Origin of the sequence: Flavobacterium profundi, from assembly GCF_006491645.1 — a bacterium.
In the GTDB taxonomy this organism is placed as follows: Bacteria; Bacteroidota; Bacteroidia; order Flavobacteriales; family Flavobacteriaceae; genus Flavobacterium; species Flavobacterium profundi.
Genome location: NZ_VDCZ01000003.1, coordinates 176,086 through 201,316 on the forward strand (window position 1 = coordinate 176,086; position 25,231 = coordinate 201,316).

Here is a 25,231-nt window from a genome sequence, read left to right on the forward strand (position 1 = left end):
ACTACGTTAAAAAACGATTTATGTAACAATAAGTCCTTGTTTTTTATATTTTTGTGACCAAGTTTATTATTGCTATGAAATCAATACATTTTACACTGATATTCAGTTTTTTAGTTAGCTTTTCAGTATTTGGTCAAGGAGGAGCTTCTTCTTGTGCAGAATTAGCTGCAAACCCTGAAGCCTATCAATCTTGCGCAACGAATGTTCCCTTTTCAAACTCAGTGGGTCAAAATGGTGAAAACTTTAATACTACTTGTATTGGAGAAAATTTCCAAGGTCCAACGTGGTTTTTTATAAAAATTCAAAATTCTGGTCCTATTACTTTACAAATTAGTCAAACCGATTTATCTGGCAATGGAACAGATGTGGACTTTGTACTTTGGGGACCCTTTACAACACTGAATAATGTTTGTAATCAATTAAATACTGGAACAGAAGTAGATTGTAGTTGGTCTGCAGCAAGTATCGAAAATATTAACATTCCAAATGCTACTACTGGACAATTATATGTTATGCTAATTGACAATTACTCTAATATAGCTGGTAACATAACTGTAACTCAAATTTCCGGTTCGGGATCTACAAATTGTGACTTTCTATCTCTAACGAAAATTACAAATACTGACGGAACAGATATTACTACTACCGATTATTGTAAACCCGCAACTAAAGACATAATGGCAACTGTTGATGTAACGAACTTTAGTGGTTTGGTCTCTAATTTAAGATTTAGCTATACTTGGTATAAAGACGGAGTTCAAATTGGAACTACAATAACAGATTCAACCAGCCCAACTAACACCATTACGGTAAGTGAAACTGGAAATTACAGGGTAGAAACAACTGCCTATGATATTACGAACCCTAGTATTGTACAAGATAGTAGCACAGACATTGATTTAAGCTTTCATGTTGTTCCAGATATTAGTATTCAAAATTCGAATACCGCTTGCTTGAATACAAATCCAGTGTTGAACACCACTATTACAAATAGCGCTTTATTAGATCCTATTGTAGATGTTTTAAGTTACCAATGGTATGTAAATGCTGCTCCAATAACTGGACAAACAAATGCTTCAATTACTCCAACTCTTCCAGGAGATTACTATGTTATTGTTTCTAACAATTCCTGTTCTAATGTACAATCCAATAGCATTAGAATAATCGCAAATCCTAATATTACGATTCAAAGCGACCAGACCATTTGTGAAGGAGATACTTTTACAATTACATCTAACAATACAAATGCATCATTAAATACGAATGTAACTTATGAATGGTATAAAGATGGTCTACCAACAGGAATTACAACACCAAGTTATGATGTAAATGCAAGTAATCAAACTGTAAACACAACAGCTACTTATTATTTGGTTGCAACCGAACAAAATACATGCACTTTTATATCCAATACAGTTTCTGTTACCATAAATGCTCTTCCTGTAGTAAACACTACACCTATTCTTTTTGAACAATGCGATTATATTCCTTCTACTTTAGATGGAATTGCTGAAATGAATTTAACCAGTTTATATGATATAATTACAAATGCAACTCCTGGATTAACACTTTATTATTATCAAGATGCAGGTTTAACTAATGCAATTACAAATCCAACCAATTATAGTAACACGAGCTCGCCATTTAACCAAACTATCTATGTAAAAGCAGTTAATGAAGCTATTACTCCAAACTGTACCTCATCTGGAACAGCGGTAATTACAATTCAGGTAAACCCAACAAACTTATCTAATTATCCAGATATGGCTCCGGTTTGCCCTGAAATAAATCAGACTTATGGTTTTGTTGATTTTGAAGCCCAAAGAACTTTTATAAAAAACACTTATTTTCCTTTATCAAATGTAATTATAACATTTCATGACAATACCTCAGACGCTTCTACTGGTTTAAATGGTTTAACCAATGCCAATCAAATGCCAATTGGAACCACAACAGTTTATGCAAGAGTTATTTCAGCAACTACAGCTAGTTGTCAAAGTGTAGGTACATTTGATGTCATTGTATCAACACCACCTTTACAAACTACAGTAAGCACAGCAATGATTTGCGTGTTAGATAATTATCTATTAAGTTCTAATGACACAGAAGCATTAACAGGACAAAATCCTACTGTAGTTACTTCCTATTTTAATTCTTTCTCAGAGGCTCTAAATAATCAAAACGCTATAAATAAAAACGCAGCATTACCTTTAGCACTTGGAACTAAAACTTATTATATTCGATTATTTGATACCGCTACGCAATGCATTTCAATAATTAATTTTGACATCAACGTATTTCCTAATCCAACGGTTATTCAACCTAATCCTATTACTCATTGTGGTGAAACTACAGCATTTTTTGATTTAGAATCTAGAATTAATCAAATCACAGCTGGAAATACAAATTATCAAGTTACCTTTTACGAAACACTTGCCGATTTAAATACAGGTAATGCAATTGCAACTCCTTCGAATTATGAAAGCGCAACTACTACTGTTTACATTAATGTAATCGATACTGCTAATAATAATTGTGCCGCAACAACCACTTTAGACCTTGCTGTACTACCAAACCCAGGTGCTTCGAATAACCCAACACCTTTAGAAATATGTAATGATACTGGGTTTGATGTTTTTGATTTAACCGTTAGTGAAAACGAAATGGCTGGTTCAACTCCCATAACAGATATCGTTTTTAGTTATTACATCGATTTAAATGACGCATTGAACAATACGAACACTTATATTTATAACCCAACCCTATTTACTAATACAGTTGCCAATTCACAGACAATATATGTTCGTTTGAACAGCAAAGTAAATAGAGATTCAGAACTTAATATCGCTTGTTTTAAAATTTTAGAATTAGATTTATATGTAAGACCTTATCCTGAAAATCTCATATCTAACGAACCATACATTATATGTATAGATCAAGAAACCAATACAATTACTCCCGTAGAAGTTAAAACTGGATTAGATACAACCAACTATAGTTTTACTTGGTATAATGGTTTTGATGCAATAACTGGCAATGAAATAAATAATGAAACAAACCCTTCTTTTGTAACCTCAACAGTTGGAGAATATTCAGTTATGGTTACTAATATTTCTAATGCAGCAATGTGTTCTAGCATTTTCAATTTTACAACAGCAACATCATTAGCTCCTAATTCCATAACAGCATCTCCGTCTGAATTAATTGCTTTTGATACAGAAAACACAATTACTGCTATTGCATTACCTAATTCTTCCGACTATTTATATAGTATTGACGGAACATCTTGGCAAGAAGACCCAATTTTCACAAATATTCTACCTGGAAAATACACTTTAAGCGTGAGAAGCAAATTTGGTTGCGGAGATGCGTATACCGAATTTATTATTGCTGATTTTCCACGTTTTTTCACACCTAATGGAGATGGTTTTAACGATACTTGGAATATACAAGGAAGTGAAACTATTGATGTTTTAACCATTTATATATTTGATAAATATGGAAAGCTTTTAAAACAATTAGCTCCTAATGGTACTGGCTGGGATGGAACATTTAATGGAAAGCCATTACCATCCACTGATTATTGGTTTAAATTAATCTATACAAAAGACAATATTACAAAAGAATTCAAAAGTCATTTTACTTTAAAACGATAAATAAAAATCATTTTTAATCCTGGTTCTTCCAGGATTTTTTTGTAACAATTCTAAAATAAAAGTTAAACTTTCAATAATTGATAGTATTACTATTATATTTGTAAGTATAAATATCAGTTATGACTAATTTACTTGCCAATCTTAGTATAAGTGTGAATGAGAAACTTTATGTTAAAAACCCTGAAACTTCAGATTTAGGAAAAAAAATTATTGAACATAGCATTTTATTAATTCACGAAATTGGATTTGAATCTTTTACGTTTAAAAAGTTAGGCGATAAAATTCAATCCAATGAAAGTTCGATTTACCGTTATTTTGAAAACAAACATAAGTTGCTTCTTTACTTATCTTCATGGTACTGGTCTTGGATTGAGTATCGATTGGTTTTTGCTACTACAAATGTTTCTGATCCTATGGAAAAATTAGCCAAAGCGATAGAGATTGTAACAGAAGAAATAAAAGATGACCTCTCTATAACACACATTAATGAGTCTATTTTAAATAAAATTATCATTGGGGAGTTTACCAAAACATTTTTAACGAAAGAAGTAGACGAAGAGAACAAAGAAGGCTATTTTTTAGTCTATAAAAGTGTAGTGAACCGTATTATTTTAATGATTGAAGAAGTGAATCCTGATTATAAATATGCAAAAACATTAGCTTCAACCCTAGTTCAAGGTGCATTGCATCAACATTATTTAAAAGAACATTTTAAAAACATCACCAATTTATCCGAATCCAATTGTTTAGCTGATTTCTATATCGACTTAATTAAAAAAACAGTACTATGACACCATTAGAAAGATTTAAAAACTTAATTCTAATTGATAAACGAGATATTTATCAAATTTTTCTTTATTCCATTTTTGGTGGTTTGATTAGTTTAACTTTACCATTAGGAATTCAATCGATTGTTAATTTTATTCAAGCGGGAAAAGTATCTACTTCTTGGGGAATTTTAGTTATTGTAGTGGTCATCGGGGTAATTTTAGTAGGCGTATTTAAAATTATGCAATACCGAATAACGGAGAATCTGCAACAAAAAATATTTGTGCGTTCTTCCTTTGATTTTTCATTCCGTTTCCCAAAAATAAAATTCAATCAACTATACAATCAATATCCACCAGAATTAGCGAATCGTTTTTTTGATACCTTGTCGGTTCAAAAAGGATTTTCAAAATTATTATTAGATATTTCTGCTGCCATTTTACAAATTCTCTTTGGCATTATACTCCTTTCTTTATACCATCCTTTTTTTATTCTTTTTGGAATACTTCTACTAGGATTACTCTATTTTATCTTTAAAGCTAATTTTAAAGTAGGATTAGAAACAAGTTTAAAAGAGTCTAAATACAAATATAAAGTAGCGCATTGGATACAAGAAATTGCACGAAATCATTTGAGTTTTAAAAATCAAAATCTATTTGAATTCTCTCTAAATAAAAATGATGATTTAGTAAATGATTATTTAAATTATAGAGAAAAACATTTTAAAATTTTAAAGCGTCAATTCATCCAATTGGTCGGATTTAAAACCATTATTACTGCTGGATTATTAATTATTGGAGGTATTTTGGTTTTAAGTCAACAAATGAACATTGGTCAATTTGTAGCGGCTGAAATTATTATTTTAACTATCATTACAGCCGTTGAAAAATTATTTGGTGGGTTAGAACTTTTTTATGATGTATTAACTTCATTAGAAAAATTAGGAGCTGTTTCTGATTTAGAAATTGAAAAGGAAAGCAATTCACAAAATTTCTTTTTAGACAATGAAGGCATAACCTTAGAAGTAAAAAATGTATATTATAAATACCCCCAAGCTGAAATTCCTATTTTAAACAACATTAACTTAACCATTCGCCCAAAAGAACGTGTTGTTATTAAAGGTGAAAACGGTTCAGGAAAAAGTACGCTTATTCGATTGTTAGCCAAAATAATAGATCCAAGTACAGGTACATTATTTGTAAACAATGTAAATATTGACAAGATCAACATAGGAAATTATCGATCCAAAATTGGTTTAATTACAAGGGATGATTCCACTTTTGAAGGAACTATTTTAGATAACATTACGTGTCAGAATGAAAACCTTAAAATAAATGAGATTAATACTGTTTTGGAGCAAGTCCAATTAATTGATTTCATTAAAACATTACCTTTAGGTTTAGACACTCCTTTATTTCCTGGCGGCAAACAAATAAATGCTTCTGTAGTACAGAAAATTATTTTAGCAAGGTGTATTTTATCTAAGCCAGAAATTATTTTATTGGAAGATCCTATTACTAAAATTGATAAGAAACAGTCTCAAAAAATCATTGCTTTTTTAATGGATAAAAATCATCCTTGGACAGTTGTGGTAAGCGCATCAAGTAAAGATTGGTTACCTCAAGCCACTCAAATTATTACATTAGAAAATGGTCAAATTGTTTAAAGTCTAAATTGAAAAAATAATGCTAAATATAACTAAGAATAGAGTAGATTCCTATCTTGATTTATCAAAATATAAATCCAATAGTGTTTTTGCAGAGAACAAAGGCTATTTATTTATTAAAAGACTTTTAGGTGCGATGGCCATTTTGGTCTTACTTTTCCTTTTTCTCCCTTGGACGCAAAACATATCGGGTTCTGGTTTTGTAACTACTTTAAAACCGAATCAAAGACCACAAAACATTCATTCAGCAATTGCAGGTCGAATTGAGAAATGGTATGTAAATGAAGGTGATTTCGTTAAAAAAGGAGACACCATTTTGTTTATTTCTGAAATTAAAGAAGATTATTTAGACCCTAATTTAGTAGAAAATACTGGAAATCAAGTAATTGCTAAAGAAAACGCAGTCAATTCTTATGCCAGCAAAGTAAAAGCTCTTGAGATGCAACTTGGTGCCATAGAAAGCGAAAAGAACTTAAAATACAAACAAGCAGAGAACAAATTAAAACAAGCGTATTTAAAAGTAAAAAGTGACAGTATTGATTTAGAAGCTGTAAAAACACAATTAAAAATTGCAGAAACACAATTCAATAGAGCTGTAAATTTAAACAAAGAAGGCTTAAAACCACTTACAGACGTTGAAGAGAAAAGAGTTAAATTACAAGAAATGCAGGCTAAAATAATCACCCAAGAAAACAAATATTTAGCCAGCCAAAATGAAATTTTAAATGCTTCTATGGAATTGAATCGTATTGCTGCAGAATATGCAGAAAAGAGAGCCAAAGCCAGTAGCGATAGACAAACCGCTTTGAGTTCGCAATACGATACTGAAGCCCAAGTGAACAAATTAAAAAATCAATACACCAATTATCAAATCAGAAATGGTTTATATTACATTACTGCACCTCAAGATGGTTATGTAAATAGAGCCATTCAATCAGGAATCGGTGAAACGATAAAAGAAGGCACATCTATAGTAAGTATCATGCCTGCCAATTTCGAAATTGCTGTAGAAACGTATATTGAACCTGTAGATTTTCCTCTGATAAACAAAGGTGAGAAAGTACGGGTTTGGTTTGATGGTTGGCCAACAATTGTCTTCAGCGGATGGCCAGGAGCTTCTTATGGTACTTTTGGAGGAATTGTAGTTGCAAAAGAAAATTTCATCAGTGAGAACGGCAAATACCGTGTTTTAATTGCCCCCGATCCAAATGATAAAAAATGGCCAGAACAATTGAGCATTGGTGCAGGAACACAATCCATCGCTTTATTAGAAGATGTGCCTATCTGGTTTGAAATTTGGAGAACCCTAAACGGCTTCCCACCTAACTTTTACCAACCAGAAAGCGTAAAAAATAAATCGGAAAAAAAATAAATGTATGAAATCAAAAATTTGTATTCTTTTCTGGTTTTTAAGCGGCATTATAGTAGCTCAAGAACCTTCAAGAGAATTTACTTTTGAAGAGTTTCTAGGTTATGTAAAGAAATACCATCCTTTGGTCAAACAAGCTGATTTAAAAATCTCTGAAGCTCAAGCAAAGCTAATGAAAGCAAGAGGTGCCTTTGATCCAAAAATTGAAGCCGATTTCTTAAAAAAACAATATTCCGATAAAACCTACTATTCATTATTTAATGGTAGTTTTAAAATACCAACTTGGTATGGTATCGAAATTAAAGCAGCCTTTGATAATAATGAAGGTATTTATCTAAATCCAGAAAATTCAGTTCCCAATTCAGGATTAACTTCATTAGGAATTACTATACCTATTGGACAAGGACTTTGGATTAATGAAAGAATGGCAGAATTAAGAAAAGCCAAATCGTATCAAAAATTAAATCAGGCTGAAAGAGATTTAGAAACTACAGCTATTCTTCACGCAGCAACTGTGAGCTATATTAATTGGAAAAGAAGTTATGATGAAAAGCAACTTTACACAACTTATTTAGAAAATGCAACGGAAAGATATAAAGGTATTCTCGTATTAATTGAACAAGGAGACAAAGCCGGTATCGATAGTATTGAAGCAGGAATAACTGTGAAATCTAGAAAGTTAAATTTGGAAAATGCTCAATTAAAATTAACCAAAGCGAAGCTCGAGTTGTCTAATTTTTTATGGACAGAAAACAATATTCCATTAGAATTAGAAGATGTTTTGTTTCCAGATTTAAATATTGAAAAAACGATTTTAACTACATTAAATATAGAAGATTATTTGTTACTCAATATGGATAACCATCCTAAATTGAATGCATTACAATCTAAAATTGACATTTTAAACACCGATCGACGATTACAAGCCAATCGCATTTTACCCAAATTAGATCTTAGTTATAATTATCTTTCTGAACCAAGTACATTTGAGAATTATCGTTTTGAAGATTATAAAATTGGAGTAAACTTTTCGTTCCCTTTATTTTTAAGAAAAGAAAGAGCCAATGTAAAGTTAGCTCAATTAAAAGTTCAGGATACTGAGTTGAGCTTGCAATTTGAAAAAGAGAATTTAACCAATAAAATAGAAGCTCAAAAACAAGAAATTGAATCCTATAAAAAGCAGCGCATTTTAAACACTAGTTTAGTAAATGATTACAACACCATGCTTGCAGCAGAAGAACGATTGTTCCAAATGGGTGAAAGTTCTTTATTTTTAATTAATTCGAGAGAAAACACTGTAGTAAGTTCGCAACTTTCAAACATTGCTTTGGAAAATGCTTATTTATTAGCTTCAGCAGGGCTATTTAAAACGATGGCCAAACTTAATTAAATAAAAAAATCCCGAAATAATCGGGATTTTTAATTTATAACACTACAGATAATTAGTAACGACCACCTCTATTGTTATCTCTGTTAGAAAAGTTTCCTCTTCCTCCTCCACCATTTCCATTACGGTTGAAAGATCTTCTTTCACCTTCAGGTTTTGGTTCAGATTTGTTTACAACGATAGTTCTGCCTTCAACAGTACCACCATTTAACTCATCGATAGCTTTTTGAGCTTCCGCATCATTTGGCATCTCAACGAATCCAAATCCTTTACTTCTTCCAGTAAATTTATCAGAGATAATCTTAACTGAATCAACAGTTCCATACTCTTCAAAAAAACCTCTTAAATCTGCTTCCTCAATACTAAAAGGAAGGCTTCCTACAAAAATGTTCATAAATATATATTATAATTAAAACAAAGGTAATCTTTTAATGCATACAAAAGTTTTTTATTTCATTTATTTTCAAATGTTTACATAAAAATAATATTTAAACTAGCAATGTATTGAGTTACAAACCATTTACTAAATCAAAATAGGCTTTTTCAATCCATTCTTGGTGGTTTGGATGCGCAATTTTTACCAACTCATTTACTCTTTGTTTTAAGGTTTTACCATATAAATCAGCAATTCCATTTTCTGTAATTACATAATGAATATGTGATCGAGTAGTAACTACTCCAGCACCTTGTTTTAAATAAGGAACAATTCTACTTTCTCCTTTTTTTGTAATTGATGGCAAAGCAATAATAGCTTTTCCTCCTTCACTTAAAGAAGCACCTCTAATAAAATCCATCTGACCTCCTACACCAGAATACATTTTAACACCAATTGAATCGGCGCAAACTTGCCCTGTAACATCTACTTCAATCGCTGAATTAATAGCAACCATTTTTGAATTTTTGCGAATGCGAGCGGTATCATTTACAATAGAAGATTCTTTCATCTCAATAAAAGGATTATCATTTACAAAATTATACAATCGTTTTGAACCTATTAAAAAAGTTGCCAAAGCTCTTCCTTTAAAAACACCTTTATAATTACAATTGATTACGTTTTTTTCAATTAAATCGATTACTCCATCCGAAAACATTTCAGTATGCAAGCCTAAATCTTTATGATGAATTAATTTTGATAAAGCGGCATTCGGGATAGACCCAATTCCCATTTGCAAGGTACTTTTATCCTCAATTAAAGAAGCCACAAAGGTTCCTATTTTTTCTTCTGCGGTTGTAAATGGAGCTACTTCATGAGCATGTATAGGCAAATTCACTTCAACCAAATAATCAATTTTTGAAATGTGAATGATACCATCTCCAAAAGTTCTAGGCATATTTGGATTTACCTGCGCTACCACTTTTTTGGCACTTTCAATAGCCGCAATTGATGCCTCAACAGAAACCCCTAAAGAACAATATCCATGTAAATCTGGTGGTGAAACTTGAATAAAAACCACATCTAACAACACTACTTTTTTTCTGAAAAGCAAAGGCAATTCACTTAAAAAAACAGGCGTATAAGAACCATTTCCCGCTTTTAATGTGTGTCTTACATTGGCCCCAATAAAAAAAGAGTTCACATGAAAACTTGCTGCTAAATCTGGGTTAGCGTAAGGAGCATCTCCTTCTGTATGCAAGTGACAAATTTCAACATTTTTAAGTTCAGAAGCTCTTTCGGAAAGCGCTTTTGTTAAAACCGTGGGTGTGGCAGCTGCTGCTTGAACATACACTCTATCTCCAGATTGTACAATTTTAACCGCTTCAGCTGCTGTTACAAACTGACTCATACCTTTTATATTTATTATACAAAATTAACATAGCTGAATTACACAAAACATGATTTTTCTCATCTTTTACTACCAAAAAGGAATCCAAAATAAGTCTGATAAAATGATTTAAAATTGTATTTTTGCTTTTTGAATTGGATTATTATGATTGTTATAAAAACGAAAGAAGAAATCGAATTAATGCGCGAAAGTGCCCTAATCGTTTCTAAAACATTAGGTATAATTGCCAAAGAAATTAAACCTGGTGTAACCACGCTATATTTAGATAAAATTGCAGAAGAATACATTAGAGATCATGGTGCAGAACCTGCATTTTTAGGCTTGTATGGCTTTCCTAATTCACTTTGTATGAGTCCAAATACGCAAGTAGTACACGGAATTCCAAATAACACTCCTTTACAAGAAGGTGATATTATTTCAGTTGATTGTGGTGCTTATAAAAATGGTTTCTATGGAGATCATGCTTATACATTTGAAGTGGGTGAAGTAGATGTGGCAACCAAAAAATTACTTCAAGTAACTAAAGAATCGCTTTATGAAGGAATTCGAGCTACTAAAGTGGGGAATCGAGTAGAAGACATTGGCTTTGCGATTCAACAATATTGTGAAAAACATGGTTATGGTGTAGTTCGTGAACTATGTGGTCATGGTTTAGGAAGAAAAATGCATGAAGATCCAGAGGTTCCTAATTATGGTAAACGTGGTAGAGGTAAAAAATTAGTTAACGGAATGGTAATTGCTATTGAACCGATGATAAATATGGGTACTAAAAACATTATTCAACATAGAGACGGTTGGACCATTACTACAGCTGATGGAAAACCTAGTGCTCATTTTGAACATGATGTGGCTATTGTTGACGGAAAACCCGAATTACTTTCTACTTTTGCGTATATCTATGATGCTTTAGGAATTACGAGTAATGAAGAAGAAGGATTAAGACAACAAACACTCGTATTATAATTATATATAGAAATCATTCTATTGCTTTCGTTATAAAACAAACATCATGAACTGTAAAACTTGTGACAACCTATTAGAGGATCAGGATAAATTTTGTTCTAATTGTGGGGCAAAAATTGTTCATGACCGATTGTCTTTTAAAGGAACTATGGAAGAATTTGTTGGCCCTTTTTTGAGCTGGGACAACAATTTCTGGAGAACTTTTATAGGTTTATTCAAACACCCCAAAGACGTTTTAGAAGCGTATATTAATGGTGCTAGAAAAAAATACTTTCAGCCCTTTTCATATTTGATTTTATATACTACAGTTGCAGTACTTTTTTATAAGTTATTTCCCTTGCCTGACATTTATGATTTTACAGCTAATTTTAACAAAGGTGCTACTGATCCTAATGTACCTCAAATAGATATGAAAAAGTTTTATAGTTCCTTCTATAATTACTATAATTTTATCATCATCTTAACAATTCCCATATATTCCTTATTAACCTATCTTACATTTAAAAGAAAAGGAAATAATTTCTTTGAGCATTTGGTATTCAATTCGTACATGCAAACCAATATTGGATATGTTTCCATATTTATACAAATTGTATTATTACACCTACTACACCAACCTTCACCGTTTTTTACCATACAAATTTTATTTTCGGTTTGTTTTAGTGTCTATGTTTTTAAGAAATTGTACCATTTAAATGCAAAACAAGTGGTTGTTTCTATTTTAAAATTTTGGGGCTTAGCCTTATTGGTATATATCATTTTATCAATTCTTATAGGAGGTATTGTAATTTTAACTATGCTTCTATCAAAGTAATTATATATGAAAAAGATATTCAAGTTTATCCTTAATACCATTCCAAGACCGCTACTCATTCGCTTGAGTATTGTTGTAAGACCTATTATTGCTTTTTTATTAAGAGGAAATAAATACACTGACCCTATTGATGGCAAAAGTTTTTCTATGTTCCTCCCATATGGTTATGGTACCCAAAGAAATAATGTGTTATCTCCAAGCACTTTATCTTTAGAAAGACATCGTTTACTTTGGTTATACCTTCAAAATGAAACCAATTTCTTCACCTCAGAAGAAAAACTAGAGGTTTTACATTTTGCTCCCGAACAAGAGTTTTACAAACGATTCAAAAAACAAAAAAACCTTCACTATACAACAACCGACCTACTTTCACCACTTGCCGATGTAAAAGCAGATATTTGTAATTTACCTTTTAAAGACAACACGTACGATATTATTTTTTGCAATCATGTTTTAGAGCACATTCCAGACGATACTAAAGCAATGCAAGAATTATATCGCGTTTTAAAACCTGGTGGAATGGGAATTTTTCAAATTCCTCAAGATTTATCTCGAGCCACTACTTTTTCAGACGATAGCATTACGGATCCAAAAGAACGTGCCAAAATTTTTGGACAATACGATCATGTAAGAGTTTATGGACGTGATTATTTTGATAAATTAAGGAGTATTGGCTTCCAAGTAAAAGAAGTAAATTACACCCAAACACTTTCTAATGATTTAGTAGAGAAATACTGTTTAGCCAAAGGAGAAATTATCCCAGTTTGCTTTAAATAATTAGATATGCCCATTTCAAAAGAGATAAATCATGCTTTAGTATTTGATTTATCTTATCATACCATTTTAGAAACCTACACTCCTTCTGCTTATATTGTTGAGCAAAATGAAGATGTATTATCTTATATCATTAAAATTGCTAATTCCAAAACGATTGCAGAATCAGAAATTGAATTAAATGCAACGGAACAACAATTATTAAGCATTTGTGACAAATTAACTCCAAAACAAATCCTTTCCAAATACAAGATTAAAAACAAAGAGGCAAAGAGTCTGGAATTACTTTTAAGTGATGTAAAAGTAAAAAAACTAGTCACTCATTTTGTCACTTTTTCCATGGAAAGCTTTTTTAAGCTCATATCATCCACAACTCTTCCTTTAAGTATTGATTTAAACAAAAAAGATGTTTTTAACAAACAACAAGTAGTATTTGCATCAACCCCATTGGAACCTAAATTTTATTTTTCCAAGACAACCGAAAACTTGATTTACCGTTTGAGTTTATTGGATAACCAAAATGAATTTTTCCCTTTTAAACAAGAGTTAAAAATTGTAATGAACGAGCCTTCATGGATTACTTTGAACGGTAAAATATATCATATCCAACATATTAATGGAAACAAACTAAAACCTTTTTTACAAAAGAAAGAAGTCATCATTCCTAATAAAAACAGCATTGAATACTTTAATAAGTTTATCAAGAATGTTATTAAGAAAGTTCCCATAGAAGCAGAAGGTTTTAGTGTTATAAAAGACACTTCTTGTAAAGGTTGTATTATAAAGCCTAGTTTATCAATTACACATAAAATATATCTGCTAGAAGTTTTTTTTGTTTATGAAGATTACACCTTCTCTATTACCGATGAAAAAAACTCGCATATTAGTTTGAATTATGACGAAAACAATGAGTTTACTGTGCTTCAAACCGTACGCAATAAAAAACAAGAAACTGCATTTGTAAAAGAGCTTGAAACAAACGGTTTGTTATTTTTAAATTCAAAGTTTGCTTCTTTTACCAATGCGATTCATGAAGTTTCAGAATATTACAATATAACAGCACTAATTGCTAAACAAGATAAAATTACAACTACAAATATTAGTATTGATTGGAATATAAATGACAAATTAATCAATACAGCAGCTTATAATATAGCATCTCATTTTGTAGAAAACAAAGATTGGTTTGATATTGAAATGACCATTGAAATTGGCAACTATTCTTTACCGTTTTCTGCAATTATTCCTTATTTAAAATCGGGTAATCGTTTGTATGAATTACCAGATGAGAGTATTTTTATAATCCCTGATGAATGGTTTAGTAAGTATAAGCCTTTGGCGGATTTTGGCAAACACCAAAATCAGAAAATCCAAATTCAGAAAAACCATTTTACCTTATTAGAAGAAACAGGAATTGCAACAGAAAATAATTCTTTCAACAAAGAAATTATACCTTATGAAAGCACTGGTAAGATTCAAGCTTCATTAAGAAACTATCAAATAGAAGGCGTGAATTGGTTGGTAAAAAATTACCAATTAGGGCTTGGTTCTTGTTTAGCAGATGACATGGGTTTGGGAAAAACCATTCAAACCCTAGCTTATTTGGATTTTGTTTTTACTCGCTTTGAAGAGGATTTTTCAATTGTACAAGAAGACGAATCTGCATTTGATTTATTTAGTACTTCGCTGAATAAAGAAAAAAAGTTAAAAGCACTAGTCGTTGCTCCAAGTTCTTTAACCTATAACTGGTTTAATGAAACCAAAAAATTCGCACCACATTTTACACGATTAAATTATACAGGTTTAGATCGAAAAATAAAACGTAAAAAAATAGACAAAGTAGACTTGGTTTTTACTTCTTACGGTTTATTACTTAAAGATATTGCGCTACTAAAAACGATACCGTTTCATTTTCTAATTATAGACGAAAGTCAGCAAATAAAAAACAGAAATTCTAAGATTTACAAAGCGATCAATACTATAAATGCGACTCATAAAGTATCTTTAAGCGGAACTCCCATAGAAAATTCTTTAAGTGATTTATGGAGTCAAATGCAATTTATAAATCCTAATTTATTAAACAGTTTTAGTTTTTTTGACACTCATTTTAAAAAACCAATTGAAAAACAAAAAGATGTTCAAAAAATTAAAGAATTAAAATCATTGATAAATCCTTATTTATTGAGGAGAACCAAAATGGAAGTGGCACAAGATTTACCTGAAATTTCAGAGCAACTATTTTATTCTGAAATGAGTGAACAACAAGCCAAACTATATGATAATGAAAAATCAATTATTAGAAACTATTTAATTGACAAAAAGATAAATGCTTTGGAAGCCCAACAAAATTCCAAAATTTCTATCCTTAATGCTTTATCCAAACTACGACAATTAGCGAATCATCCTATTTTAATTGGGGAACAAATGGATTCTGGAAAATTTTCAGATGTTACGGCTTATTTAGAAACATTGGTACAAGCCCAACAAAAAACATTAATTTTTAGCTCCTACACTTCTCATTTAAAAATCTATACCGATTGGTGTGAAAAACAAAAAATCAACTATTGTCTTTTAACAGGAAATACGCCTATAAAAGATCGAGAAAAACAAGTGACTGCTTTTCAAGAAGAAGACTCTCAATTACTTTTCTTTATTTCTTTAAAAGCAGGCGGAACGGGTTTAAACTTAACTAAAGCTTCCTACGTACTTCTTTTGGATCCTTGGTGGAATCCTTTTGCAGAATTACAAGCCATTGGAAGAGCACATCGCATTGGTCAAAAAAACCAAGTCAGTGTGGTTCGATTTATAGCGAAAGACACAATCGAAGAAAAAATAAACCTATTACAACAAAATAAAAAAGAAATTTCAGACTCTATTATTGAAAATACAATTCCAGAGGAAATTTTTGACAATATTAATTATATTTTAGAATAAAAAAACCCACTTTTTTAAGTGGGTTTTTATAAAAATCTATTTTTTAAATTTATTCTTCTGGCATTAACACCGCAACAACTTTATCTTTTGATAGATATTTTTTCGCGACAGCTTGTATATCCTTTGCAGTTATTTTAGATACTTGATCTAAATAATGCAACATTTCTTCAGGATTACTTCCGTTAAGTTGTGCTTTTGTTAAACTTGTCATCCAAAATCTATTTTCTTTTATTTTTTCCTTGTAATCTAACTTTTCTGTTTCTTTAAACTTATCTACATCCTTTTGTTCAGGACCTTTTTCAATAATTTTATTGACTTCTCTTAAAGCCGAAGCAATCAAAGTTTCAGCATTTTCTGGTCCACAAGGAAAATTAATTGAAAAACTATAGCTACCATATGGCATTTTACTCATAGAGCCTCTTGCACCTACACCATATACACCACTTTCATTTTCTCTAAGTTCTTCTACTAATTTAATAGTCAAGACATCACCTAATGCTTTTAAAGCAAATGCTTCTTCACTATCATACTTACAATCTCCATAAAACATAATATTAACTGTACTTTTTGGATCCTTTCCTTTATTAACTATTTTTTTATGTTCTCCCTTCAACATTCTATATCCTAAATCTACCATATTTTCTTTTTTATTTGAAGAAGGTAGCGAAGCAAGATAACGTTCTGAATAGTCCACTATTTTTGATTCATCTATATTTCCTACAAAATAAAATGTAAAATCTCCTGCATTAGCGAAGCGTTCTTTATAAATAGTATACGCTAAATCGTAGTCCGCATTATCATAATCTTCAGGCTTTGGAAAACCTTTGTATCTTGGATTTTCTTTATTTAAATAACTATATAATTCATTTGAAAAATACGTGGATGGTTGTGATAACAAATTACTCATAAACCCCTTTTGTTTAACTACAAAACCATTGTATGCCTCTTTATCTTTATTTAAATCCGTAAAATAGGCGTGAATCATTTGCATTAAATATTCAAAATCTTTAGGCGTAGAAGAACCATTCATGCCTTCTGTTGTTGAGCTTACATACGGATTTACTCTTGCAATTTTTCCAGTCATAAATTTATTAATATCGTTTTTATTCATTCCAGAAAAACCAGCTTCCGTTAACCCGCCCATTGCTAAAGACGCTTTCATATAATCGTCATTAGCAACTAAATTTGTACCCCCAAAACTAATAGCTTGAAATTGTATTTCGTCATTTTTGAAATCTGTTTTTTTGTATATTACCTTAGCACCATTAGAGAGCGTTAAAGTTGTAATATCCAATTTATCATTCTTTTCTGTAGTAACTACTTTTCCTTTTTCAGGTATTTTTTTTAATAAACTAGTAACCATTTCAGTATCTTGGTAAGGCTGCAAGGCATTTTCATCAACATTAATTGCTGCTAATACTTCTTTTTCAGTTGGTAAAACTAAACCTTCTTTTTCAGGTCCTGTTAAGATGACTACCCTATTTTCATCTTGTATATATTTTGCAATCAAATCATTTGTTTCTTTCAATGAAATCGTTGGCAAAAGCTGTTTCATGGTTACAAAAGTCCATTCTATACTTGGAACAGGCTCTTGATCTAGAAAATTACGCTGTAATTCATTTACAAATCGATCTGATTCCGTTTTATCTCTTTCATTATATTGTCTTTCAATTTGGTTTAAGAATTCTGATTTTGCTCTCTCCAATTCTCCATCTGTAAAACCAAACTTCTTTACTCTTTCATTTTCTTCAACTAGAACTTTTAAAGCATCTAACTGTTTATCTTGACCTACCATTGCAAAAGATTGAAAAGCTTCTTTGGTTCTAGCCCAAGTTCCACCATGATAGGTGTAACCAAAAGTGAAAGGTGGAGTAGGTGAATTTTGCTTTTCTTCTAGTCTATTATTCAACATGGTTGTAAACAAACCTTCAATTAATTCGTCTCTAAAATCTTTTATAGTTATTGTTTTTTTAGGTTCCGTTTTATCTTTATATAATAATTGAACTTGAGTAAAAGCAGCTTCTTTATCACTTTCGATTGCTACAAATGTTTCTTTATGATTAGGAACATCAAAAACTTTTCTTGGCTTTTCATTTTTGGGGTTTTTATAAGCTGAAAAATGATCTTTAATTTTTTGTTCCATTTCAGCAACGTCAATATCTCCAACAACTACTACACTCATTAAGTTTGGACGATACCAATCTTTGTAAAAAGAGGTTAATTTATCATAGGTAAAATTTTCTAAAATTTCTTTTTGACCAATAGGCAATCGCTTTGCGTATTGAGAATTATACATCATTTTAGGAATAAAACGGTCTTCCATTCTTTTATCAGCACCTAAACCTAATCTGTATTCTTCTAAAACCACACCTCTTTCTTTATCTATTTCTTCTGGTGTAAGCGTGGTATTGAAAGCCCAATCTTCAATAATTTGAAATCCTTTTTCTACTTTCTCTTTATCGTCAGATGGAATTGGCAAAAAATATACGGTTTCATCAAAACTAGTATATGCATTAAGGTGTTGACCAAATTTAACTCCAATGCTTTGGAGATAATCTACTAATTTATTTTTTGGAAAACGTTTTGTTCCGTTAAAGCACATATGTTCCATAAAATGAGCTAATCCTTGTTGCTCATCAGTCTCTAAAATAGAACCCGCATTCACCATTAATCGCAATACCACTTTATTCTCTGGTTTACTGTTTTTCTTAATGTAATACGTTAAACCATTTTTTAATGTACCAGTTTTTACAGACGGATCCATAGGAATTGGACTGTCCATTTTTAATTCCTGTGCAACTAATAAAGAAGGTGTTGCCAGCAAAAAGTAAAAGAATTGTCTAAATTTTTTCATGAAGTTATATTTTTTTCAAATCTAAATATATAACCCTGAATAAGATAAATTATTATAATTAAATTAACTTTTATAATATCAATTTAGAAAAATTAGCGGTAGTAAATTGTTGCAATTGATTTTTGTCATCTGCATATAAAATCATGATATATAAATCAGCATGCTTTTCTGAAAAAGCTTGTATATCTTCCAAAGACATCAACATAAAAGCAGTGGCATAACCGTCTGCCATAATACATTTTGGAGCTAAAACCGTAGCACTTAAGATATTGTTTTTCTCTCTTTTACCTGTTTTAGGATTAATAATATGAACAAATTTTTCTCCAGTAATAGAATCTGTAATTACCTTTCGATAATTTCCTGAAGTTGCCATACCTAAATTTTCAATTCCAATGGTAACAATTAATTTTCTTTGATCGAGTTCTTGCAAAGGATCATCTATTCCTACAACCCATTTTTTATGGTCGATAGTATTACTGCCTATTGCTACCAATTCGCCACCTATTTCAACGATTGCATTTTTAATTCCTTTGGCTTTTAAAAAATCGACTACTACATCTACAGAATAACCTTGAGCAATAGCATTAAAATCGAAATAGGTTTGAGAATATTGCTTAGAAATAGTCAAATCTGATTCTAATTTTACTTTACTAAAACCTACATATTGTAGCAAACTATCCACTTCTTTTTGAGATAAATTTTGATGCTTTTTACTTGGACCAAAACCATATGCATTAATTAAAACGCCTATAGTGGGATCAAACAAACCGTCTGTTTCTTGATAGATTTGATTGGAAGCACGAAAGGTTTCAACAAATAAATCATCCACAATTATAGTTGAATCACCAGCATTCAGCTTCGTTATTTTAGAATCTGATCTGTAAGTAGACAAGGACAAGTCGAATACTTTCAGTAAGGAATCAATCTGACTTTTAACAACAATTTCTTCTGTTGCAATGTATTTTATACTATAGGTACTACCTTGCGCTTCCCCTTGAATTATAAAAAAATCGTTTCTAGCTTCATCTTTTTTATCTTGGCAAGAAAGTAAAATAAAAAGAAAGAATAGGCAACTATAAAAGGGTTTGATATCCATTGTAATTAATTATATAGTCAGAATTTCTGTATACTGGTTTTTCAAAATCATCTGCGTTAGCTATTCCCACACCAGCAAATAACACTTTGGCATTTTTAGCTTTCGCATGATTCATAAAAGTTTCTATAAATAAAATATTCGGTTCATCAGGGTTAATTGGATAAGGAACTGCTTGAACCATTACAAAGTGAAGTGTATTGGTTTTCTTATCAACACAAACAAATTGAGGGTGTTTTTTTAATTGACTATTAATCGCTATAAATTCAAAACCATTTTTTTCTAAGTCTTTCCCCACATGGCTCATGGCAATTTGATGCAATTCTTGTTCTGTTAATTCTTCCATACTACAAAAATACAAATTGATTGGGTAGAAATAAAAAAACCGTTCTAAAATAAGAACGGTTTTTATTTATTATTTTCAGATTATCCACCGAAGTCGTCGAATCTAATATTTTCAGGATCTAATCCAAAATCTTCTCCCATTTTTTGAACGGCTTTATTCATCATTGGAGGTCCACAGAAATACAATTCAATATCTTCTGGGTTTTCATGTTGAGATAAATAGTTATCAATTACCACATTATGAATAAATCCAACAAATCCATCTCCTTCCCCATTGATACCGTCTTTTACTTTCCAGTTATCTTCAGGTAATGGTTCAGACAAGGCAAGATAGAATTTAAAGTTAGGAAAATCTTTCTCTAAAGCTCTAAAGTGATCCGTGTAGAATAACTCTCTCTTAGAACGTCCACCATACCAATAGGTTACTTTTCTTCCTGTTTTCACTGTACGGAACAAGTGGTACAAGTGCGAACGCATTGGCGCCATTCCAGCTCCACCACCTACATATAACATTTCAGCATCGGATTCGTTAATGAAGAACTCTCCATAAGGACCAGAAACCACAACTGGGTCACCCGCTTTTCTTGAGAAAATATAAGATGATGCTACACCAGGATTAACTTTTGCCCATCCATTGATGTTTCTATCCCAAGGTGGAGTTGCCACACGTACATTCAACATAATTTTTCTTCCTTCAGCTGGGTAAGAAGCCATAGAATAAGCTCTTTCAACCAACTCATCATTTTTCATTACTAATGGCCATAAATTGAATTTATCCCATTCTGCTTGGAATTTATCTGGTTCACCAGGATGTTCAACTGGGTGAGCAGTAATATCTATATCCGAATATTTAACTTCACATTTAGGAATTTCAATTTGAATATATCCACCTGGTTCATAGTGCATATCATCTGGTAACTCCACAATGAATTCTTTAATAAAAGAAGCTACGTTGTAATTAGAATATACTTTTGCTTCAAATTTTTTGATACCAAATACTTCTTCTGGCACCTCAATTTTCATATCTCCTTTTACTTTCACCTGACATCCTAAACGCCAACCTTCTGCTAATTCTTTTCTATTGAAATGAGGAGTTTCAGTAGGCAAAGCTTCTCCTCCACCTTCTAAGACTTTACATTTACATTGAATACATGTTCCTCCACCTCCACAAGCAGATGGTAAAAATATTTTTGAACTTCCTAATGTAGATAATAAAGAACTTCCTGAATTTACTTCAATTTCTTCTTCACCATTGATTTTAATTTTAACAGGTCCTGAAGGAACTAATTTTGCTTTAGCAAACAAAATAACCGCTACTAAAACCAATAATAAAACCAAAAAGGCAACTACTGTTGTTAAAATTAAACCTGTAGTACTTACTTCTAATGCTATCATAATTAATTTTGTGCTATTTCGGTTAATGAATCTTTTACAGTTTCCACAGCAGTCGAGTCTGTTTTTACTTCTTCAACTGGAGTCACTTCTTTCATTTCGGTTGGAGGAATTGCTTCCACAACTTCTTTCTTAGGAGCTTCATCACCACCCGTTAACATTCCACCGAAAGACATAAATCCGATAGCCATTAAACCTGTCAAGATAAAAGTAATACCTAATCCTCTGAAAGCAGGTGGCACATTAGAATATCTGATTTTTTCACGAATGGCACCAATAGCTAAAATTGCTAAAAACCATCCAATACCAGAACCTACTCCATATACTGTTGCTTCCGTAATATTATTGAACTCTTTTTGTTGCATGAATAAAGATCCTCCTAAAATGGCACAGTTTACAGCAATTAAGGGTAAGAAAATACCTAATGAATTGTATAAAGCAGGCGCAAATTTCTCCACAATCATTTCTACTAATTGAACCATTGTAGCAATAGTCGCAATAAATAGAATAAACGTTAAAAAGCTTAAATCATAATCTACATACTCATCCCCTAACCATACTAAAGCTCCTGGTCTAAGTAAGTATTGATCTAATAAGTAGTTTAATGGTACCGTTACTAACATAACGAAGATTACCGCAGCTCCAAGTCCTACAGCAGTAGATACTTTTTTAGAAACCGCTAAGTAAGAACACATTCCTAAGAACGTGGCAAATACCATATTATCAATAAAAATTGACTTTAAAAATAATTGTAATAAATCCATTTCTTAGTGTGTTTCTTCAATTAAACTTTTATTTCTTGAACGTTGGAAACCAATAATTAGACCCAATGTAATTAAAGCCATTGGTGCTAATAACATGAATCCATTGTTTTCATATCCTAAGGCATATAAACCTGAAAGTTCGCCTTTAATTGGATTTCCTAGTAAAGGGTGTCCTAAATATGTTTTTCCTAAACCAAATAAGTCACCAGAACCTAATAATTCACGAAAAAAACCAACAATTACCAAGATAACTCCATATCCTAATCCGTTACCAATACCATCTAAAAAGGATTTCCAGGGTGTGTTACCCAAAGCGAATGCTTCAAATCGTCCCATGATAATACAGTTCGTAATAATTAATCCAATGAAAACCGATAATTTTTTTGCTAAATCGGGAACAAAAGCTTTCAACGTTAAATCTACCAAGATTACTAATGTTGCCGCTACCACTAATTGAGTAATAATACGAATAGAGTTAGGTATGATATTACGCATTAATGAAATCACTACGTTACCCATAGCCGTAACGAATATCACCGATAAAGCCATAATAACAGAAGCTTTTAATTCTGCTGTAATTGCCAAAGCAGAACAAATACCTAATACCTGAACTGTAATTGGGTTATTATCTGCTAAAGGATCTTTTACAAGTCCAAGATTCTTTTTTGAGAACAATGGCTCTTTTTCTTTTGTTTTAGTATCTGCCATAGTTTTATTTTTTAAGGGTTTCAAAGTAAGGTAAATACAAACCTAAACCTTTTTTCAACATTGCTGTTACACCGTTTCCAGTAATTGTAGCACCAGAAATTGCATCCACTTCGTTATCGGTTTTGTCTGTATTATTAGGATCTCCATTCGATTTAGAAACCGTTACCGATTTAAAATCTCCAGATGGGCCATAAATCATTTCTCCTTTAAAATCATCTTTAAAGAAAGGCTCTGTAATATTAGCTCCTAAACCTGGTGTTTCACCTTTGTGGTCAAAGAAAACACCATAAATTGATTTTAAATCATCATTAAGAGCAACATATCCCCAAATAGCATCCCATAAACCGTTACCTCTTACAGGAACAATGTAGATTGTTTTTCCGTCTTTTTCTGCTTCAAAAATAGGCAAACGTTGTGTTTTACCTTCTTTAGCAGCATTTTGCTCTTTTTTAACATCAATTAAATAAGCTTCTGCATCCTCTGTAGCAGTTGTTCCTTCAACAACAAATTGTTTTTTGATATATTGATTGAACATCTCTGTTGCATTCGCACGAGTTGCTTCTACTCCTATTGAACTTAAAATATCTAATTGCGTTTTAACTTTATCATTGTTAACACGCATGTCTTTTGTTGCATTTGCAAAGAATGCCAACAAAGAACCCACCACTACTACTAATATTACTGCGAATACAATAGTATATATGTTTGAATCTGTACGTTTTGTTGACATAATTAAGCAGTTTTAAGTTTTAATCGTTTCATTCTTCGCTTCACGTTTGCCTGAACAACATAATGATCAATTGTAGGAGCAAATACGTTCATTAATAAAATTGCCATCATAACCCCTTCTGGATAAGCAGGATTGAAAACACGAATTAATATAGAGAATAAACCGATTAAGAATCCATAAATGATTTTACCTGTATTCGTTTGCGATGCTGATACAGGGTCTGTTGCCATAAATACAATACCAAAAGCCAAACCACCTATTAATAAGTGTTGCCAAAATGGTAAGTGCATTAGACCATAGAACTTACTTCCTTCTACGATAGCTCCAGAATCTACTAATCCATTAAAGATTAATCCCATTACTGCAGCACCAATAACTGCAGAAATCATTATACGAGCACTTCCAATTCCTGTTAAAATCAAGAATAAACCCGCTAATACAATTAAAAACGTAGAAGTTTCTCCAACTGACCCAGGAATGAATCCAAAGAATGAGTTCATTGCATCCCAATGCTCAGGAAGTGGTTTATTTTGAGCTAAAGCTCCTAAAATAGTTTCTCCAGAAATAGCATCAACACCATTTGAAGCTTTTAAACCATCAACAGCACCATGCACCCAAACTTTATCTCCAGACATCCATGCTGCCCAGTTAAAGAATAAAAATGCACGAATTGTTAATGCTGGATTTAAGACATTCATACCCGTCCCTCCAAATAATTCTTTACCAATAATTACTCCGAATGCAACTGCAACAGCTAACATCCATAAAGGTAAATCAATAGGAACAATAAGAGGCACTAACATACCCGTTACTAAATATCCTTCTTCTACTTCGTGTTTTTTAACCGTAGCAAAGATAAATTCGATACCTAAACCAACTCCATAAGAAACTACTAATAATGGAAGTATTTTTTTCAATCCAACTAAAAAGTTGTCTAATGTGAAAAAATCAACAGCTTCAAAACCATTAATTTGTCCATTCATTTGGTAACCTGCATTAAACATTCCGAATAATAAAACAGGAACCATTGCCATAATAACCGTGTTCATTACACGTTTTAAGTCGGCAGCATCTCTAACATGTGAACCAGAATGTGTTGTTATGTTAGGCATATAAAGAAAAGTGTGCAATGCATTGAACGATTGTTCCATTTTAGTACCGCGATACTTTTCTTTTAAATTATGTAAATTTTGTTTCAAACTCATTTTTTGTGATTTTAAATTTCTTAAA

At 31.5% G+C, this 25,231-nt stretch carries 19 protein-coding genes; 9 read left to right on the plus strand and 10 right to left on the minus strand.

Annotation, left to right across the window (positions count from 1 at the left end; genetic code table 11):
- Positions 1-74 precede the first annotated feature (74 nt).
- The 5 genes from FHG05_RS05950 (at position 75) to FHG05_RS05970 (ending at position 8,849) form a co-directional block, all read left to right on the plus strand.
- Complete coding sequence (locus tag FHG05_RS05950) at positions 75-3,656, plus strand: T9SS type B sorting domain-containing protein (RefSeq protein WP_140997101.1); 3,582 nt, start codon at positions 75-77, stop codon at positions 3,654-3,656.
- 119 nt (positions 3,657-3,775) lie between these two features.
- Positions 3,776-4,447, plus strand: a complete 672-nt coding sequence (locus tag FHG05_RS05955) for a TetR/AcrR family transcriptional regulator (RefSeq protein ID WP_140997102.1) — start codon at positions 3,776-3,778, stop codon at positions 4,445-4,447.
- Positions 4,444-6,090: a peptidase domain-containing ABC transporter gene (locus FHG05_RS05960; RefSeq protein WP_140997103.1), complete on the plus strand. Its 1,647-nt coding sequence runs from the start codon at positions 4,444-4,446 to the stop codon at positions 6,088-6,090. Before FHG05_RS05955 ends, FHG05_RS05960 begins: the two co-directional genes overlap by 4 nt.
- 19 nt (positions 6,091-6,109) lie before the next feature.
- Complete coding sequence (locus FHG05_RS05965) at positions 6,110-7,462, plus strand: HlyD family secretion protein (protein ID WP_140997104.1); 1,353 nt, start codon at positions 6,110-6,112, stop codon at positions 7,460-7,462.
- A gap of 4 nt (positions 7,463-7,466) precedes the next feature.
- Positions 7,467-8,849 carry a TolC family protein gene (locus FHG05_RS05970; RefSeq protein WP_140997105.1) on the plus strand — a complete coding sequence of 461 codons (1,383 nt, stop codon included), beginning with the start codon at positions 7,467-7,469 and terminating at the stop codon, positions 8,847-8,849.
- 52 nt (positions 8,850-8,901) lie between these two features.
- On the opposite strand, the gene FHG05_RS05975 is transcribed toward FHG05_RS05970, so the two are convergent.
- On the minus strand, positions 8,902-9,240 hold the full coding sequence (locus FHG05_RS05975) for an RNA recognition motif domain-containing protein (RefSeq protein ID WP_140997106.1): 339 nt from the start codon (positions 9,238-9,240) through the stop codon (positions 8,902-8,904).
- Between the two features lie 115 nt (positions 9,241-9,355).
- Positions 9,356-10,630, minus strand: a complete 1,275-nt coding sequence (locus tag FHG05_RS05980) for an acetyl-CoA hydrolase/transferase family protein (protein ID WP_140997107.1) — start codon at positions 10,628-10,630, stop codon at positions 9,356-9,358.
- A gap of 144 nt (positions 10,631-10,774) precedes the next feature.
- Between FHG05_RS05980 and map the strand changes: the two genes are divergently transcribed.
- From map to FHG05_RS06000, 4 genes are read left to right on the plus strand one after another with little or no spacing between them, the layout of a single operon-like run.
- Complete coding sequence (gene map / locus FHG05_RS05985) at positions 10,775-11,593, plus strand: type I methionyl aminopeptidase (RefSeq protein WP_140997108.1); 819 nt, start codon at positions 10,775-10,777, stop codon at positions 11,591-11,593.
- A gap of 46 nt (positions 11,594-11,639) precedes the next feature.
- Complete coding sequence (locus FHG05_RS05990; RefSeq protein WP_140997109.1) at positions 11,640-12,407, plus strand: DUF3667 domain-containing protein; 768 nt, start codon at positions 11,640-11,642, stop codon at positions 12,405-12,407.
- A 6-nt stretch (positions 12,408-12,413) separates the two neighbouring features.
- A complete protein-coding gene (locus FHG05_RS05995) occupies positions 12,414-13,184 on the plus strand; it encodes a class I SAM-dependent methyltransferase (RefSeq protein WP_140997110.1) in 771 nt (256 codons plus the stop codon).
- 6 nt (positions 13,185-13,190) lie between these two features.
- Positions 13,191-16,115, plus strand: a complete 2,925-nt coding sequence (locus FHG05_RS06000) for a DEAD/DEAH box helicase (protein WP_140997111.1) — start codon at positions 13,191-13,193, stop codon at positions 16,113-16,115.
- Between the two features lie 49 nt (positions 16,116-16,164).
- On the opposite strand, the gene FHG05_RS06005 is transcribed toward FHG05_RS06000, so the two are convergent.
- The 8 genes from FHG05_RS06005 to FHG05_RS06040 form a co-directional block, all read right to left on the minus strand.
- A complete protein-coding gene (locus FHG05_RS06005) occupies positions 16,165-18,969 on the minus strand; it encodes a M16 family metallopeptidase (RefSeq protein ID WP_140997112.1) in 2,805 nt (934 codons plus the stop codon).
- Between the two features lie 70 nt (positions 18,970-19,039).
- Complete coding sequence (locus FHG05_RS06010) at positions 19,040-20,065, minus strand: FAD:protein FMN transferase (RefSeq protein WP_140997113.1); 1,026 nt, start codon at positions 20,063-20,065, stop codon at positions 19,040-19,042.
- Positions 20,043-20,408, minus strand: a complete 366-nt coding sequence (locus FHG05_RS06015; RefSeq protein ID WP_140997114.1) for a Na(+)-translocating NADH-quinone reductase subunit F — start codon at positions 20,406-20,408, stop codon at positions 20,043-20,045. The genes FHG05_RS06010 and FHG05_RS06015 overlap by 23 nt, the downstream gene beginning before the upstream one ends.
- An 80-nt stretch (positions 20,409-20,488) precedes the next feature.
- A complete protein-coding gene (nqrF, locus tag FHG05_RS06020; protein ID WP_140997115.1) occupies positions 20,489-21,802 on the minus strand; it encodes an NADH:ubiquinone reductase (Na(+)-transporting) subunit F in 1,314 nt (437 codons plus the stop codon).
- A gap of 2 nt (positions 21,803-21,804) precedes the next feature.
- Entirely contained in the window at positions 21,805-22,563 is a 759-nt protein-coding gene (gene nqrE / locus FHG05_RS06025) for an NADH:ubiquinone reductase (Na(+)-transporting) subunit E (RefSeq protein WP_140997116.1), read from the minus strand.
- Positions 22,564-22,566: 3 nt separating this feature from the next.
- A complete protein-coding gene (locus FHG05_RS06030) occupies positions 22,567-23,271 on the minus strand; it encodes an NADH:ubiquinone reductase (Na(+)-transporting) subunit D (protein WP_140997117.1) in 705 nt (234 codons plus the stop codon).
- 4 nt (positions 23,272-23,275) lie between these two features.
- Positions 23,276-24,001 (minus strand): NADH:ubiquinone reductase (Na(+)-transporting) subunit C, encoded by a 726-nt coding sequence (gene nqrC, locus FHG05_RS06035; RefSeq protein ID WP_140997118.1) that lies wholly within the window; start codon positions 23,999-24,001, stop codon positions 23,276-23,278.
- Between the two features lie 2 nt (positions 24,002-24,003).
- On the minus strand, positions 24,004-25,206 hold the full coding sequence (locus FHG05_RS06040) for an NADH:ubiquinone reductase (Na(+)-transporting) subunit B (protein ID WP_140997119.1): 1,203 nt from the start codon (positions 25,204-25,206) through the stop codon (positions 24,004-24,006).
- Between the last annotated feature and the right edge of the window lie 25 nt (positions 25,207-25,231).